The organism is Roseateles albus (assembly GCF_028595345.1).
Taxonomy (GTDB): Bacteria; Pseudomonadota; Gammaproteobacteria; order Burkholderiales; family Burkholderiaceae_C; genus Paucibacter_A; species Paucibacter_A albus.
In genome coordinates this window covers 59,466-76,470 of sequence record NZ_JAQQXT010000002.1, presented here as the reverse complement: position 1 = coordinate 76,470, position 17,005 = coordinate 59,466, and the positions used below count along the sequence as shown (strand labels likewise).

Annotated in this window: 11 protein-coding genes; 4 read left to right on the top strand and 7 right to left on the bottom strand. The window is 62.4% G+C overall.

Annotation, left to right across the window (positions count from 1 at the left end; translation table 11 throughout):
• Nucleotides 1–3: 3 nt before the first annotated feature.
• Nucleotides 4–1,083: an ABC transporter substrate-binding protein gene (locus tag PRZ03_RS03350; RefSeq protein ID WP_273599028.1), complete on the bottom strand. Its 1,080-nt coding sequence runs from the start codon at nucleotides 1,081–1,083 to the stop codon at nucleotides 4–6.
• 129 nt (nucleotides 1,084–1,212) lie between these two features.
• Nucleotides 1,213–1,638 (bottom strand): Lrp/AsnC family transcriptional regulator, encoded by a 426-nt coding sequence (locus PRZ03_RS03345; RefSeq protein WP_273599027.1) that lies wholly within the window; start codon nucleotides 1,636–1,638, stop codon nucleotides 1,213–1,215.
• Nucleotides 1,639–1,798: 160 nt separating this feature from the next.
• On the opposite strand from PRZ03_RS03345, the gene PRZ03_RS03340 reads away from it, so the two are divergent.
• Nucleotides 1,799–2,845, top strand: a complete 1,047-nt coding sequence (locus PRZ03_RS03340) for an ornithine cyclodeaminase (protein WP_273599026.1) — start codon at nucleotides 1,799–1,801, stop codon at nucleotides 2,843–2,845.
• A 44-nt stretch (nucleotides 2,846–2,889) separates the two neighbouring features.
• Here the strand turns inward: PRZ03_RS03340 and PRZ03_RS03335 are convergent, their stop codons facing one another.
• The 5 genes from PRZ03_RS03335 to PRZ03_RS03315 form a co-directional block, all read right to left on the bottom strand.
• Nucleotides 2,890–4,098 carry a tetratricopeptide repeat protein gene (locus PRZ03_RS03335; protein ID WP_273599025.1) on the bottom strand — a complete coding sequence of 403 codons (1,209 nt, stop codon included), beginning with the start codon at nucleotides 4,096–4,098 and terminating at the stop codon, nucleotides 2,890–2,892.
• A 27-nt stretch (nucleotides 4,099–4,125) separates the two neighbouring features.
• A complete protein-coding gene (locus tag PRZ03_RS03330; protein WP_273599024.1) occupies nucleotides 4,126–4,890 on the bottom strand; it encodes a substrate-binding periplasmic protein in 765 nt (254 codons plus the stop codon).
• 60 nt (nucleotides 4,891–4,950) lie between these two features.
• Nucleotides 4,951–5,427 (bottom strand): HIT family protein, encoded by a 477-nt coding sequence (locus PRZ03_RS03325; RefSeq protein WP_273599023.1) that lies wholly within the window; start codon nucleotides 5,425–5,427, stop codon nucleotides 4,951–4,953.
• A 14-nt stretch (nucleotides 5,428–5,441) separates the two neighbouring features.
• A complete protein-coding gene (locus tag PRZ03_RS23915; protein WP_273599022.1) occupies nucleotides 5,442–9,581 on the bottom strand; it encodes a response regulator in 4,140 nt (1,379 codons plus the stop codon).
• A 103-nt stretch (nucleotides 9,582–9,684) separates the two neighbouring features.
• Entirely contained in the window at nucleotides 9,685–13,611 is a 3,927-nt protein-coding gene (locus PRZ03_RS03315) for an FAD/FMN-binding oxidoreductase (protein ID WP_273599340.1), read from the bottom strand.
• A 309-nt stretch (nucleotides 13,612–13,920) separates the two neighbouring features.
• On the opposite strand from PRZ03_RS03315, the gene ugpB reads away from it, so the two are divergent.
• From ugpB to ugpE, 3 genes are read left to right on the top strand one after another with little or no spacing between them, the layout of a single operon-like run.
• Entirely contained in the window at nucleotides 13,921–15,237 is a 1,317-nt protein-coding gene (ugpB, locus tag PRZ03_RS03310; protein WP_273599339.1) for a sn-glycerol-3-phosphate ABC transporter substrate-binding protein UgpB, read from the top strand.
• A 26-nt stretch (nucleotides 15,238–15,263) separates the two neighbouring features.
• Nucleotides 15,264–16,145, top strand: a complete 882-nt coding sequence (gene ugpA, locus PRZ03_RS03305; RefSeq protein ID WP_273599338.1) for a sn-glycerol-3-phosphate ABC transporter permease UgpA — start codon at nucleotides 15,264–15,266, stop codon at nucleotides 16,143–16,145.
• The gene (gene ugpE, locus PRZ03_RS03300; protein WP_273599021.1) at nucleotides 16,145–16,996 is read left to right on the top strand and encodes a sn-glycerol-3-phosphate ABC transporter permease UgpE; all 852 of its coding nucleotides are present in this window, start codon (nucleotides 16,145–16,147) and stop codon (nucleotides 16,994–16,996) included. The genes ugpA and ugpE overlap by 1 nt, the downstream gene beginning before the upstream one ends.
• Nucleotides 16,997–17,005: the final 9 nt, after the last annotated feature.

Here is a 17,005-nt window from a genome sequence, read left to right as displayed (position 1 = left end):
GCTTCAGTCGGCGTAGTCAAAACTACGCAGCTCAAACACCCGAGCCTGCGACTGCACCTGCGTCAAGCCCTGAAACACTAGCGCCGACTGCACATTGTTCCAACTGGCTCCGGGCGGCAATTTGCCCAGCTTGGCCAAAAACTGGAACTCGCTTTGCAGCGTTGGCGCGGCCGGATTGAACAAAATGGACGGCGCCGACGGCACATCCAATAGCTCCCGCCGTGTGATGGCCGCGATTCTCTCGACCGACACGGCCGCCGCGGAGCCCGGCGCCGCTCCGGTAAAGGCTTGCGTGTCGGCAATCGCCCAGCGCGCCGCGCGTTCCAGATTGGCCTGCGAACGCCGCATCCATTCGATCGCTCGCAGATAGGCCGCCAGCAACTGCTGTACCGCCTGCGGTGCCTGCTGCGCGAAACTGCGCTCGATCACAAAGTAGTCGCTGCTTTGACCTCTGAAGACGATGTGATTCTTTTTGCTGCTGCCCAGCGCAATCGTCGGCGCAGGCTCCCAGGCCGCGAAAGCATCAATCTCGCCACGCTCCAAGGCGGCAGGCATATCGGCAACCCCCATGGTCATCAGCGTCACTTGGGTCGGGGCAATGCCCGCCGTGGCCAAACCCTGCAACAAGGTCAGGTGAGCGCTTGAGGCCTCAACAAAGGCAATTCTTTTGCCGACCAGATCGCGCACCTGCATATCCCCTTTGGCGACGATAGCCGTGGAAGATTGCTTGACCAAACCGGCAATCCAAACGCTGCCTTGGGCGGCGGCCAGCAGCGTGGGCATATCGCCCAACAAGCCCGCATCTAGGCGGCCATCGGCCAGCAAGGGCAGCATATCGGCGCCGCGCTTGAAAGCATGGGTCTTGAGCGGCCGATTTGCTTCAGCCAAGGCCCGGGCCAAAATTCGGTCGCGCTGAATAACGGCACTCAGTACGCCTGATGGATAGCCCAGCGGCTGCGCGCCCAGATCAAGGGAGGCCGAGGAAGTCTTCAAGCCATAACTATCAAAATAGTCGGCCGCAAGGCTGCTTGAGCAAGACGGCAGCAATCCCGTAACAAGCAGGCAAGTCAGAAGCTTGCGCATTGCCAATCGCCGATGAATGGCGGCCCTTGTCAGGCCACTGAAGCTCACCATGTAGGCTCCCCCTGCGAGCCAATCCAATACGGCTTCGCGGCCTCATCTTAAGTGACTATTCGCGCTGGATCGGGCAAATTAAGACACCTTATAGCTCTGCAAATGAATGCTTGTTTCGGTCGTCTCGATGCCCTTGATCAGCCGCACCCGCTCCAGCACATTGGCCAAGTCGCCCAGGTTGGGCGCGCGCAGCTCGGCCAGCAGATCCCAGCGCCCGTTGGTATCGAACAAGCCCGACACCCCCGGCTCGCCCAGCAAGATGCTGATGACTTCACGCGTTTTGTTGCCCTCCACCGCGATGCTCATCCAGGCGGTGATTTGATTCGGCGTCGCGTCCGGCCTGAGCTTGACGGTGTAGCCATTGATGACGCCGGTGTCTTCCAGCTTGGTGATGCGGTTGCTGACGGTGCCGCGTGACACCTTCAGTTTGAGGGCCAAATTGGCGACGCTGGCGCGGGCGTCCTGGCGTAGCAAGGCGATCAGTTGCTGGTCCAAAGTGTCCATGAATAGCTGTCCTGCTGAGTTCGGGCTGGTGGAGATTCTGCCATTTCGACAATTTAGTTTGACTAAATGATAGATCTCTCTGACTTTTTGATCTTTTCTTGCTCTTCTCGCTAACAAGCGGCTTGGCCAGAATTCAGTCATTCGAAAAACGGAGACTGCCATGACCACCTTGCTGACCACCGAAGATGTTGCCCGCATTACCCAAACCCTGGGCCTGCCCGAAGTATTCAAGCGCTTGGTGGGCTACCTCGAAGCCGACTATTTGCGCTGGAACGAATTCGACAAATGCGCCCGGGTGGCCAGCCACACCGAGGACGGCGTGATCGAGCTGATGCCAATCGCCGACGCCAGCCTCTACAGCTTCAAATACGTCAACGGCCACCCCAAGAACACCCGTGTGGGCCTGCCAACGGTGATGGCAGTGGGCCTGCTGGCTGATGTGGCCACTGGTCGGCCGGAGCTGGTCAGCGAACTGACCCTGACCACCGCCCTGCGCACCGCGGCGACGTCGGCCATGGTGGCCCGCAAACTGGCACGCAAAAACGCCAAGTCCATGGCCTTGATCGGCAATGGCGCGCAAAGCGAGTTCCAGGCTCTGGCCTTCCACTATCTGCTGGGCATCAGCGAGATCCGGCTGTTCGACATCGACACCGCCGCCACCGCCAAGCTCTTGTGCCATTTGCAGGGCCTGCCCGGTTTGACGCTGAAGGTCTGCGCCAGCACCGCCGAGGCCGTACGCGGCGCCGACATCGTCACGACGGTGACGGCGGACAAGACCAATGCCACCATCATCACACCCGACATGATCGAGCTCGGCATGCACATCAATGGCGTCGGCGGCGACTGCCCCGGCAAGACCGAGATGCACCGTGGCGTTTTGGAAGCGGCCAAGGTGTTTGTCGAGTTTGAGCCCCAGTCGCGCATCGAGGGCGATCTGCAACAGATGCCGGCGGATTTTGCGGTGACGGAATTCTGGCGCGTGCTCAAGGGCCTGAGCAGCGGCCGTGACAGCGCCGAGCAGATCACCTTTTTTGACTCGGTCGGCTTCGCGCTGGAAGACTTCTCGGCGCTACGCCTGCTGCGCGATTGCGCCCGCGAGCTGGGCCTGGGGCAGGATGTCAGCTTGATTCCTCAAATGGCCAACCCCAAGGACTTGTTCGGCCAGCTCGGGCTGGCTCACGCAAGCAGCACATTGCGCGCCGCTTGAGCGCCGCTTGAGCGCCGCTTGAGCGCCTTTGAAGGTCTGAAAGCCTAAGTGCTGGTGCTGGGGGCCATCCATTGATGGTCCAGCAAGCTCAGTCCGGCGCCTTGGCGGCGGCGCTCGCGCAGCTGGCGTACGACCTCATCCAGGCGCGCGGATTCGGCCGCCGCCAAGCTGGTCAAAATGCGCTGATCCAGCCCGGGCAGCTGTAGCTCGGCCTGCCGCACAGCCTGACGGCGCGCGGTCTGCCTGGACTCCCATTGCGCCGCAGCCGCGGCCGCTTGCTCCACCTGACCCGTGGCCCTGAAGCAGCGCTGTTGCGCCCGCAACGCGGGCAAGGCCACCACGTCGCGGACCCGCAGCTCCGCGCCATCAAACACCGCCGCCAGCAACTTCAAAGCCTCTTGCGGGCGGCACTCGCCTTCTTCCATCAAGGCCAGCTCCAGCAGCACCGGGCGCCGTATCGCATGCCAGGCGTTGGCCGCGGCGCGTTGCTCCAGATCCAGAAAAGCGCCGCGTGCCATCTGCCGACGGCCGCAGCGACGGTGCCAGCGCGCCTGATTCGCTCGCCACATGCAAACAATGTATTGACTGGCAACGTCCGGCGCCAGGGCGGCCGCTGGCTCGTTGAAGCTGTTGGCGCGCTCCAGCACGGCGGCCGCAGCGTCGAATTTCTCCGCATCGATATAGGCGTCATAGAGGCTGCAGATCAGATGCATCGCATTCGAGTAACGTCGAATCCGCTCGTAGTCTGATTTGTGCTGATCCATATGCCCCAGCGCCTCAAACATCAAGGTCAGCGCCGCGTCACCGTCGCCCATGGACAAATAGACCATGGCCAGGCGCTCCAGGGCCTGCGCGGTCAACAAGTTGTTGTGCAATTGCAATCCGTCTTGCAGCGCCACATGGGCGGCGCGCAGCGCTTGCTCGGGCATCAGTAAATTGGCCTGTGCAAATGAGAGCTGGGTCATCACGCCGGCGCGCTGTGCCGAGGCCTGATCGACGGAGATCAGGTCCAGCATGGCGGCGCAGTCGTGCAGGACTTGATCGAAGCGGTCGAGCTTGGTCAGCGCCGCCACGCGCGCATTCAGCAGCCGGTATTTCAGCTCTCGTTGGCCCTCGTCCAAGTCGGCAGGCAATTGAGCCAGCAGCCGCTCCAGGGCCGCCAAGCCGGCATCGAACTGCTCCGCGTCCAACTGCTTTTGCAGCTCGCCAAAGGCTTTTTCAAGCGCGGTGGGCTGCATAGATTTGGTCCCCATCACCAACTCCTCTTTATCCATTCAAACTCAATCAAAGTAGCGCCGACGCAGCGCCGCGTAGCGGCCGTCGAGCTTGATCCGGTCCAAGGCGCTTTGCAGCCGCTGCTTGATCGTGGGCTCGATTTCTGGGTGCAGGCCATACCAGTACGAGAGATCGGTGTCCATGGCGGCCAGCTCGGTCAGACTGGCAAAAGGCAGCTTGTGCTGCTTCAAATTCCAGGCCGCAGCCCAGTCCAACATCACGAGCAGGTCCATGCGGCCCGCCAGGAGCTTGCGCAGATTGCTCGCATCATCCTGCGCCCATTCGATCTCAGCTTCGGGCGTCAAACCCATGGCCAGCAAGCGCTTGGCCGCAGCGGATTCGCGCACCACGCCGATCTTCAAGCCTTGTAACTGCTGCAGGCCGGTGAAGTGAATGTCGGTGCGCCGCGCCAGGCGATAGATCACGATGCGCCGCTCACTGATCGGGCCCACCCACTGAAACAAGGCTTCACGCTCGGGCAAACGTGCCAGCGAGAACAGCACCGAATGCTTGGACTCGGCGGCAGAGCGCATCGCCCGTATCCAGGGCTGAACTTGAACATCCAGGCCCAAACCGGCCTCGCCCGCCATCATGCGCAGCAAGTCCACACTGAAACCAGCCGGCCCGCTGGCGCCCGAAAAATTCAAGGGGGGCAAGTTTTCGGTGAAAGCCTGCAAGAAGAAAGGCTGAGCCGGCTGAGCATGGGCCATTGGCACGGACGCCAAACCTAGGGCCAGCGCTGAGCCTCGCACCAGTTCACGTCGCCTCATCGGGTCTCCCGCATCTTCGATACAAACCCAGTGTAGAGCGGCCACAGCGGCCAATAGGCTTCAATGCCTCTGCAAGGCCGCAGCCACCTGCGCGTCCAGATCCGGCAAGGCCAGCGCCAGCCGCGTCCATGCCGGCTCATTCAACTCCCGCAACGCCGCGCCCCAGACCGGATTGGGGAAATGGCTGTCCCAGTCGAAACGCGCAATCACATGCCAGTGCAGATGCGGCACCACATTGCCCAGCGTGGCCAGATTGACCTTGGTCGGGCTCAAGGCACTGCGCAAGACCCGCTCAATCGTCGTGACCGCCCGCATGCAGGCCTGCGCCTGGGCCTCGTCCAGATCGCTGAACTCCGCCACATGGCTTTGCCAGATCAAGCGGTAAAAAGCCGGAAAGTTCTCATCGGCTACCCGCACGACCCGCCACAGCGGCGTCTGCGCAACGAGCAGCCCACCCGGCTCCTGGCACAAAGGGCAGGTGGTGGAGCAAGCGGTGGGGCTAACGGTAAGGGTTGGGGATGGGGCTGGAGAATTCATGGCGAGCCTGCAATTCAAGATGGCCGCACTGTAATCGCAGCAGCTTCGGCACCTGCTCCCGCTGGCACCTCTGCCGCCCAATCACTGATCAGTTGTGCCATCAGGATCAGGTCTTGGGTGCCGGCGTGCAAATACCGGGCAAAGCCAGCCAGCCACTGTGCATCGGGTGCCTGCGAGCGCTTGCACATCGCCTCACCCTCGGCGCACCAGGTGACCAAGCCGGTGGCGCCCAAGGTCGCGGCCAAGCCTCTGAAGCTGTGCAGCGCCCTTTCCGCCTCGGCAAAGCTGGCGCGCGCCAGATAGGCGTCCAGCTGCACCGGCAAGTCCTGCGCCGAGGCACAAAAGCTGCTGACCATGCGCTGGTACAGCGCCGTCTTGCCCATGAATCTGTCAATCGTCAGCTGGGCTTCAATCCCCAGCTCCAGCGCCCTGGCCTGTAAATGCGCGGGCAAGGGCAAAGACGCAAAGTGTCGCCCGGCGCCGACTTGAGCTGCTTTGGCGGCGGCACTGCGGCCGCTGACGCGCAGCAAGACTTGCACCAATTCGGCCAACTCGAAAGGCTTGCTGACAAAGTCCGTCATGCCAGCGGCCAAGCATTCCTCACGGTCCGATGCCATCGCATTGGCCGTCATCGCCACCACCGGCAGCGCCGTCAAACCCAAGCCCTGCGGGCCGCCGGCGCGAATCAGGCGGGTGGCCGTGAAGCCGTCCATCACCGGCATTTGCACATCCATCAGCACGACATCAAAGGCGGCCGGCTCGGCGCGCAGCAGGTCCAGCGCCACCTGCCCATCACCGGCCAAACGGACCGTTGCCCCTGCCTGCTCCAAAAGGGTTTGCGCGACTTCCTGGTTGAGCTCGTTGTCCTCGACCAGCAGCAGTCGCAAGCCCGCCAACACCAGCTGCTTAGCCGCAGACGAGCGCGCCTGGCGCCGCACATTACCCTGCCCGGCGCGGGTGCGTTTGAGCATATCGTGCAACATCGCCGCCGTGATGGGCTTGACCAAGATGCCGTTCAGGCTGGCCTGCTCCTCCTTGCTGCGCTCGGCCAGGCGTTCGCGGCCATGCGCCGTCACCATCACGGTGATTGGCGAGTTAGGCCCCATCAGCTCGCGCATACGGGCCATCGTTTCCCAGCCATCCATGCCGGGCATTTCCCAGTCCATGAAGACCGCGTCAAAGGGCGGGCGCTCGGCCTGCTTGCGCGCCTGCATCAGCTGCAAGGCCTCTTGCCCATCGGCCGCCGCCTCGGCCAGCCAACCCAAGGACTGCGCCATATGCTGCACCAGCTCCCGGGCGATCGCGCTGTCGTCCACCACCAGCACGCTCAAATGCTCGGCCAGACTATCGCCCGCTTGCGCAGAGTCGTCGGCCTCCACGGCCAGCGCATCGCCGACCGGCAGGGTCAGGCTGAAATGAAAGGTACTGCCCTCACCCAGCACGCTATCCAGCGCCAGCTCGCCGCCCATCATCGCGACCAGGCGCTGCGAGATGTTCAGACCCAGGCCGGTACCGCCAAAGCGCCTTGTGGTCGAGACCTCGGCCTGCGAGAAGCCTTCGAAGATCTTTTTCTGATTCTCCGGCGCGATGCCAATGCCACTGTCGCGCACCGCAAAGCGCAAGACCACGTCCGAGCCGCTGTAGCGCAGCAACTCAATGCGTATCACCACCTCACCCTGCGCGGTGAACTTGATCGCATTGCCGCTCAGATTGATCAAGACCTGCTGCAAACGCAGGGCGTCGCCAATTAAGACTGGCGGCACTTCCGCGGCGATGTCGAACATGACCTCGACCGGCTTCTTGCCCACATTGGTGGACACGATGGTCGACAGATCGCGCATCAGTTGGTCCAGCGCAAAAGGCTGCGGGTCCAGCGTCATCTTGCCGGCATCCATCTTGGAGAAATCCAGGATGTCGTTGATCAAGCCCAGCAAGGACTTGGCAGCGCCGGCGGCCTTGACCGTGTAATCGCGTTGGCGCTGATTCAGATCGGTGCCTTGCAAGAGCTTGAGCATGCCCAGGACCGCGTTCATCGGTGTGCGGATCTCATGGCTCATATTGGCCAGAAACTGCCCCTTGGCGGCCGTCGCCGCTTCGACTTGGGCGTAAGCCTGGGCGTTGTCGAGCGCGATCGCGCCGTAGCCGCAGAGTGCACGCATGATGAAGACCTCGCGCTCGCCATAGGCTCGCGCACGCGGCGACTGCACCGACATCACGCCCAGCAAACGCTCGCCGATCAGCATCGGAAAGTACATCAGGCTGATGGTTTCCATGGTGCCGGGGATGACAAAAGAGCCCTCGTCCTGCGGCGCCAACTCGATCTGCAGTTCGCGCCGCTCGCGCGCGCAAAGCGCAAACGATGAGTTGGGGTCCGCCAGCGGCATGCTCATGCCGGGCACGACCTGATCGCCCTCACGCGCGAACACCATATTCAAGCGCCCGGCCTCTTCATCAAACAAGCAGACGCCAAAAAATGTCGCATCCATCATCCGATGGACGTGGCGGTGCAGCGCAGCGAACACCGCTTCTGAGTTCAAGCTGGCAGTGATCTCGCGGCCAACCTGACCCAAGGTCTCCAGCGTGTCACTGGTGGCCTGTAGAAGCTCGGCCCGGCGCGCCTCGGTCTGCGCGACGAGTCGGTGGTGCTCGGCCGCCGCAAGCGCACGCGCCGTGTCCTGACGAACCTGCATGGCAATGGCGCGGTTGTTGCCGTCCTTGCTGCGGGCCGTGTCGCGGGCCTGTGCCGCCGCCCGCGCGCTCAGATAAGCACGCGCAAAATCGCCGGCCTCGGCCTGCGCCTGGGCCAACTCGTCGAACAACTCGCTCGGCGCCAAGAATCCTTCGATACCGGCCGCCGCATCTTGCGCCTGTTGCAAATAGTGCAGCGGCGCGCCGGCGGCCTGCAAATCGAGCGGCGCGGGCAGGTTGTGCTGACGATGCAAGCCGGCCAGCACCCGCAAGATTTTCACCTGCTCCTCGATATTCCCCTGCTGGATGACCTCGGCCAAGGCGCCCTCGGCCAAGGCCTTGGCCTCGACAGGCCGACCCAACTTAGCCAAAGCGCTCGCCTGGCCGCGGCAACTGCGCAGCACGGCAATGGGCTCACCGAGCTTCAGCGAAGCCTGCTCGGCCTGGCCAAAGCGCAGCAAGGCCTCGTCCGGCTGATCCAGGTCCAACAAGACCTCGCTCAAGCCCTGCAAGACCATCACATAGGTATTCGATGCGCCCAAATCGCCGATCGCGGCCAAGGCCTCAAGCTGGCACTGTCTGGCGTCCTGCAAGCGCCCCAACAGGCGCAAGACCGAGCCGGTCTGGGTCAAGGCCATCGCCAGCATCACGGGCCAGCCGCAGCCGCGCGCCAAGGCCAGGCCGCGCTCATCCCACTCCAGCGCTGCATCCAGATCACCCAGGCTGGCGAAAGAGTCGGCGCCATTGCAGGCCGACAGAATCGCCAACCTCAGTTGCCCGGTTTCCTCGGCCGCCTTGAAGGCCAGCAAAAACTGCACGATGGAAGGGCCGAGCTCACCGGTATAGCCGGCCACCACGGCCCGTACGCTGGCCAACATCGGCGTGACCACCGGCCCCTGATCCTCCTCGGGATCAAAATGCTGCTGCAGACTCAGCCCGGTCGCCTTGGCATCGCGAAAAGCCTGAAACAGCAGGCTGCGGGCGAGCGAAAACTTGATGCGGACCGGGTCGCCGCTGCGCCGGTAATCCGCCTGGCATTGCAGCAAGCAAGCATCGCGTTGGACAGGGTCGCCCGCATCACTGCGGATCGTGACCAGCGCGTTCCTGGCATCGCCGCTGCCCAGGCTGTCGCAACAACTCTCGTACACGGCGATTGCAGCCAGCACCTTGGGCTCGGCCAACGCCGACTTGCCACGCAAGATATCGATCTCGGCCTGCACCAGGGTCAAACGGGTATGAATCCCTTGATGGTCGAGCAAGGTCAACTCGACGACTTCCAACAAGGCCTGCGCCTCCCCGGCCCAACTCAGCGCGTTTTCGCTATCGCTTTGGCGCTGATACCAGGCCAGTTGCAGCAAAACAAGCAAGCGGTCCAGGCCCAGTGAAATCGGCAATGCCTGCAGCAAAGACGACACGACGTCCTTGCCAGCGAAGAGCTCAAGCTTAGGGGGGCCGAATTGCTTCACGCGAATGAAACTTCCAAAGACTCAGAATTAACACCCATTCGACCACAGGCCGCCCCCCTAGGGCGTGAGAACTGCACGCTTTTGTGAAGGCTTTACCGGCTCTTTACACCAGCACCCGCTCGATGCCACCGCTGTTCGCCTTGGCCACGTATTCAGGCATCCAGTTCTCGCCGAGGATCTGGCGGGCCATTTCGACCACGATGTAGTCGGCCTCCAGCAAGCCGTTGTTGAGGTCATTGCCGTAGCGGCTCAGGCCTTGCAAACAACTCGGGCAACTGGTCAGAATTTTGAGGTTCTCGGCGGCCGCGACCTTGCCACTGCCGCGCAGCTCGGCCTCCATCTTGAGCAGCTCTTCTTCCTTGCGAAAGCGAATCTGCGTGGAGATGTCCGGCCGGGTCACGCCCAGCGTGCCGCTCTCGCCGCAGCAGCGCTTGCTCTCGACCACATTCGGGCCGACCAGCGCATTGACGGTCAACATCGGCGCCTGCAGCTTCATCGGCGTGTGGCAAGGGTCGTGATAGAGATAGCTCTTGTCACTGCCCAGCGTGATGCCTTTTTCCAGCAGGTATTCGTGGATGTCGATGATGCGGCAGCCGGGGAAAATGTCCTCGAACTTATAGCCCTGCAGCTGGTCATAGCAGGTACCACAAGACACCACCACCGTCTTGATATCCAGGTAGTTCAGCGTGTTGGCGACACGGTGGAACAAGACCCGGTTGTCGGTGATCATCTTCTCGGCCTTGTCGAACTGACCCGAGCCGCGCTGCGGATAACCGCAGCACAGATAACCCGGCGGCAAGACGGTCTGCACGCCGGCATGCCAGAGCATCGCCTGCGTCGCCAAGCCGACCTGGCTGAACAGCTTCTCCGAGCCGCAGCCAGGGAAATAGAACACCGCCTCGGTCTCGGACGTGGTGCTTGCCGGGTTACGGATGATGGGGACGTAGTCCTTGTCCTCGATGTCCAAAAGCGCGCGTGCGGTCTTCTTGGGCAGGCCACCGGGCAGTTTTTTGTTGATGAAGTGAATCACCTGCTCCTTGATCGGCGCGGGTCCGACCGTGGCGCGGGGTGCCGCCGTCTGCTTTTTGGCAAAGCGCTTCAACACATCATGCGCCAGGCGTTGCGCCTTGAAGCCGACGCCGACCATCGCCGCACGGGCTAGCTTGATGGTCTCCGGGTTCGAAGCATTGAGCATGAACATCGCCGCCGCGTTGCCCGGCCGCCAGGTTTTTTGCCCCATCTTGCGCAAGAGGTTGCGCATATTCATCGTCACTTCGCCGAAGTCGATCTTGACCGGGCAAGGGTTCAAGCACTTGTGGCAGACCGTGCAATGGTCGGCCACGTCTTCGAACTCCTGCCAATGCTTGATCGAGATGCCGCGCCGCGTCTGCTCTTCGTACAAAAAGGCCTCGACCAGCAGCGAGGTCGCGAGGATCTTGTTGCGCGGCGAGTAGAGTAAATTGGCACGCGGCACATGGGTAGCGCAAACCGGCTTGCACTTGCCGCAGCGCAGGCAATCCTTGATCGACTCGCTGATCGCGCCGATATCGCTTTGCTGCATGATCAGCGACTCATGACCCATCAGGCCGAAGCTCGGCGTGTAGGCGTTCGTGAGGTCAGACGGATTAAGGCCGCCTCGCAAAAGCTTGCCCTTGTTGAAGCGCCCCTCGGGGTCGACCTTGGCCTTGTAGCCGGCGAAGCCCGCTAACTCTGAATCCAGCATGAACTCGAGCTTGGTGATGCCGATGCCATGTTCGCCCGAGATCACACCATCGAGGCCGCGCGCCAGCACCATGATGCGGCCGACCGCCTCATGCGCCGTCTGCAGCATCTCGTAGTTATCCGAGTTGACGGGGATATTGGTGTGCACATTGCCGTCGCCGGCATGCATATGCAGCGCGACCCAGACCCGGCCACGCAAGACCTCCTTGTGGATGCGTTTGCACTCATCCAGGATCGGTGCAAAAGCGCCACCATTGAAGATGATTTGCAGCGGCTTGAGGATTTGCGTCTTCCAGGACGCCCGCAAGCTGTGGTCTTGCAACTGATCGAAGAAGCTCAAGCCCCCAGGCTGGGCCACGTCGAGCTGATCCATCCACAGCTGCCATAGGCCGCCGACCTCGTCCAGCAGCGCCAGCGCTTGCTGAACCCGGTCACCCAGCAACTCGGCGCTGGGGATGTCGCCGGCGTCGTCGCTGCGGCCCAGCGGCAGGCTGCTCTGCTTGAACAGCTTCTTCAGCGCGGCCACGAAGGCCAATTTATTGCGCAGGCTCAACTCGATATTGATGCGCTCGATGCCCAGCGTGTATTCACCCATGCGCGGCAGCGGGATCACCACATCCTCGTTCACCTTGAAGGCATTGGTGTGCTTGGAGATCGCCGCCGTGCGCTTGCGGTCGAGCCAGAATTTCTTGCGCGCATCAGGTGAAATGGCCACAAAGCCCTCGCCATTGCGGCCATTGGCCAAGCGCACCACCTCGGAGGTTGCACGCGCCACCGCGTCGGCATCCTCGCCGACGATGTCGCCGACCAAGACCATCTTGGGCAGGCCACCGGAGGACGCGCCGGCCAGATTGGCGCGCTTGCTCTTGGTGCTGTAGCCAACCGCCTTCAGGTAGCGGTCATCCAGGTGTTCGAGGCCGGCGAGCACCGCGCCGCCGGGGCGCTTGGCTTCGGCAAACATGAAGTCCTTGATGTCGACAATCGCCGGCACGCAGTCCTTGGGATTGCCGAAAAACTCCAGGCAAACGGTGCGCACATGTGCCGGCATCTTGTGCACGACCCAGCGCGCGCTGGTGATCAGACCGTCGCAGCCTTCTTTCTGGATGCCGGGCAGGCCGGCGAGGAATTTATCGGTGACATCCTTGCCGAGGCCTTCTTTGCGGAAGGTGGAACCTGGGATATCGAGGCGCTCGGTGCGCTCAAGCTTGGTCCCCGAGGCGTCAAAGTAGCGCAGCTCGAAGCTGGCCGTCTCCACATCATGGATCTTGCCCATATTGTGGTTCAGCCGCGTGACCTCCAGCCACTTGGCGTCCGGCGTCACCATGCGCCAGGAGGCGAGGTTATCCAGCGCCGTGCCCCAGAGCACGGCCTTCTTGCCGCCGGCATTCATCGCCACGTTACCGCCCACGCAGCTGGCCTCGGCCGAGGTCGGATCGACCGCGAACACAAAGCCATGCGCCTCGGCCAGGTCGGCGACGCGCTGCGTGACCACGCCGGCCTCGCTCCAGATCGTCGCCACCTCGCGGTCCAAGCCGGGCAAGGTCAGCATCTCGACGCCGCGCAAGGCCTCGAGCTTTTCGGTGTTGATGACGGCGCTGTTCCACACCAAAGGCACGGCGCCGCCGGTATAGCCGGTGCCGCCGCCGCGCGGGATGATGGTCAGGCCTAACTCGATACAGCCCTTGACCAGGCGGGCCATCTCGGCCTCGGTGTCCGGGGTCAGCACGACGAACGGGTACTCGACCCGCCAGTCGGTCGCGTCGGTCACGTGCGAGACGCGCGAGAGGCCGTCGAACTTGATGTTGTCGCTGGCCGTTGTCTTTCCCAGCAGTTTGGTCGTGCGACGGCGCAGTTCGGCCACCGCGTCAAACTGGGCGGCAAAGCTCGCGATCGCGGCGCGCGCCGCTGTCAGCAATTCACCAACCGACTGGTCGCGCAGCGGATCGGTGCTCGGGTCGCGGCGCAGCTCGACTTCGTGCAGCCGGTGCTCCAAGGCCTCGATCAGCAGGCGACGGCGCTTGGGGTTGTCCAGCAAGTCGTCTTGCAAATAGGGGTTGCGCTGCACCACCCAGATATCACCCAAGACCTCGTACAACATGCGCGCCGAGCGGCCGGTGCGGCGCTCCTGGCGCAGCTGGTTGAGCAATTCCCAGGCCGGGGCGCCGAGCAGGCGGATGACGATCTCGCGGTCGGAAAAAGACGTGTAGTTGTACGGAATCTCCCGCAGGCGGGGGGCGGCATCGTGGCCCTGCTTAACAAGGGTCAGGTCTTGAGTCGGGACAGACATCAGCGGGAGCGGAGCATTCATGGCGGCCGGACGCACAAAAGCGCCCATGGTTGGCTGTTGAGCGGGCATCTGGACAGACCCACGTCAACAAGGCTGAGAACTTTGCAAGAGGCGCCTGAGCTTGTGGCTGCGCATCTGCTAAAAAATCTGAGCCGAACTCGAGGGATTACCCCAGCAGCTCGGGCGCCGATCGTACCGCAGTGCAGCATTCTGGCTGGGCACGCAGGCCTAAGACCTTGGCCCGTTTTGGGGAAATCCGCCCTTGCGCCGCTCGCGGTCTGCCTGTATTTTCCCCCACAAGCCACAAACACCCGGAGACCCCAGCCCATGATGACATCCAAGCACCTCGCTGCTGCCTTGACCTTGCTGCTCGCCGGCCTGACGCCGCAAGCCCAGGCACAAACCGAAATCCAGTGGTGGCATTCGATGGGCGGTGGCCTGGGCGACTGGGTCAACGATCTGGCCAAGGAATTCAACGCCAGCCAGAAAGACTACAAGATCGTGCCCAGCTACAAGGGCAGTTACGACGAGTCGATGACGGCCGCGATCGCCGCCTTCCGGGCCGGCAATGCGCCGCATATCCTGCAAGTCTTTGAGGTCGGCACGGCGACCATGATGGCTAGCAAGGGCGCGATCATGCCGGTCGGTGAAGTGATGAAGCTGGGCGGCGCCAAGTTTGATGCCGGCGCCTATGTGCCTGCCGTGGCCGGCTATTACACGGCACCCAACGGCCAGATGTTGAGCATGCCCTTCAACAGCTCGACGACGGTATTCCACTTCAACAAGGACGCGCTGAAGGCCGCCGGTATCACCACCCCGCCCAGCACCTGGCCCGAGGTTGCGCTGGCCGCCGCCAAGCTCAAGGCCAGCGGCCACAAATGCCCGTTCACCACATCGTGGGTCAGCTGGACGCAGCTGGAAAGCTTCTCGGCCTGGCACAACGTCGAGTACGCCACCAAGAACAATGGCTTCGGCGGCCTGGACACGCGCCTGGCCTTCAACACGCCGCTGCATGTGCGCCATATCGAGAACCTGGCCAATATGAGCAAGCAAGGCCTCTTGGTCTACAAGGGCCGCGGCAATGCGGCGGATGCGACCTTTGTCTCGGGCGAGTGCGCGATGATGACCGGCAGCTCCGGCATGTACGCCAATATCAAGAAGAACGCCAAGTTCGCGTCCGGCATCGCGCCGCTGCCCTACTACCCCGACGTGCCCGGCGCGCCGCAAAACACGGTCATCGGCGGCGCCAGCCTGTGGGTGATGGCGGGCAAGAAGACGCCTGAATACAAAGGCGTGGCCGCCTTTTTCAGCTTCTTGGCCCAGCCCGAGGTGGCGGCCGCCAGCCACAAGCGCACCGGCTATTTGCCGGTCACCAAGGCAGCGTTCGAGCTGACCGACAAGAGCGGCTTCTACAAAGAGAACCCCGGCACCGATGTGGCCGTGACGCAGATGATCCGCAAGACCACCGACAAGTCGCGCGGCATCCGCCTGGGCAACTTCGTGCAGGTACGCACCATCATCGACGAAGAGATGGAGCAGGTCTGGGGCGGCAAGAAGAGCGCCAAGGAAGGCTTGGACGCGGCGGTGCAGCGCGGCAACGAGCAGCTGGAGCGTTTCCAGAAAGCCAACGCCGGCGCGGCCAAGTAAAGCGTTAGACAAGACAAACAGTGGCTATAGAAAAACGCGTTCAATTCAAGGCCTCCTGGCTGCCCTGGCTGCTGCTGGCGCCGCAGTTGCTGGTCATTTCGGTGTTCTTCTTTTGGCCGGCGGCGCAGGCCTTGTTGCAGTCGCTGCAGCGCCAGGACGCGTTCGGGATGTCAACCGAATGGGTGGGGCTGGAGAATTTTCAACAGCTGTTCGCCGACCCCGGCTATCTGGCCTCGTTCAAGACCACGGCGGTTTTTTCGCTGCTGGTGGCCGGCAATGGTCTGGTCTTGTCACTGCTGCTGGCGGTGATGGCAGACCGCGTAGTCAAACGGGCCGGCGTCTACCGCACGCTGTTGATCTGGCCCTATGCGGTCGCACCGGCAATCGCCGGCGTGCTGTGGCTCTTCATGTTCGCGCCCTCGATCGGCGTGGTGTCCTACTGGTTGACGCAAATGGGCATCCCTTGGAACCATTTGCTCAACTCGGATCACGCGATGACGCTGGTGGTGATGGCAGCCGTGTGGAAGCAGATCTCCTACAACTTCCTGTTCTTCATGGCCGGCCTGCAGGCCATCCCCAAGTCCTTGATCGAAGCGGCCGCAATCGACGGCGCCGGCCCTTGGCGGCGTTTTTGGACCATCATCTTCCCGCTGCTGTCGCCGACCACCTTCTTCTTGCTGGTGATCAATATCGTCTACGCCTTCTTCGACACCTTCGGCATCATCGACGCGGCCACACACGGCGGGCCAGGCAAAGATACCTCGATCCTGGTCTACAAGGTCTATTACGACGGCTTCAAGGCCATGGACCTGGGCGGCTCGGCCGCGCAATCGGTGGTCTTGATGTTCATCGTGATCACGCTGACCGTGGTGCAGTTCCGTTATGTTGAGAAGAAGGTTCAATACTGATGATTGAACGCCGCCCCGTCTTGACCTTCATCTCGCACCTGGTGTTGATCCTGGGCGTGCTGATCGTCGCCTTCCCGGTCTACATCACCTTTGTCGCGTCCACACAAACGGCCGAAGCAATCGTGCAAGCGCCAATGCCCATGCTGCCAGGCAGTCACTTGATCGAGAACTACAAGACTGCGCTGTTCGGCAACTCCGCCGGCGCGGGGTCCACGGCACCGGTCGGCCGCATGATGTGGGTCAGCCTGATCAGTGCGCTGACGATTGCAATCGCCAAGATTGCCATCTCGCTGCTGTCGGCCTTTGCGATCGTCTACTTCCGCATCCCGGGCAAGTCTTTCTTCTTCTGGAGCATCTTCGTCACGCTGATGCTGCCGGTGGAGGTGCGCATTGGCCCGACCTACCAGGTGGTGGCCGATCTGGGCCTGCTCAATAGCTACGCCGGCCTGACCGTGCCGCTGATCGCCTCGGCCACCGCGACCTTTTTGTTCCGACAGTTTTTCATGACCGTGCCGGACGAATTGCTGGAGGCCGCCCGCATGGACGGCGCCGGCCCGCTGCGCTTCTTCAAGGACATCTTGCTGCCGCTATCCCGCACCAGCATTGCCGCGCTGTTCGTGATCCAGTTCATCTACGGCTGGAATCAATATCTGTGGCCGCTCTTGGTCACTACCGACGAGAACATGTACCCGGTCGTCATCGGCATCAAACGAATGATCAGCGGCGGCGACGCAGCGAATGACTGGAACATCATCATGGCTACCGCCATGCTGGCAATGATCCCGCCGGCCTTGGTCGTGATGCTGATGCAGAAGTGGTTCGTCAAGGGCCTGGTCGACACCGAGAAATAAGAAATAAAA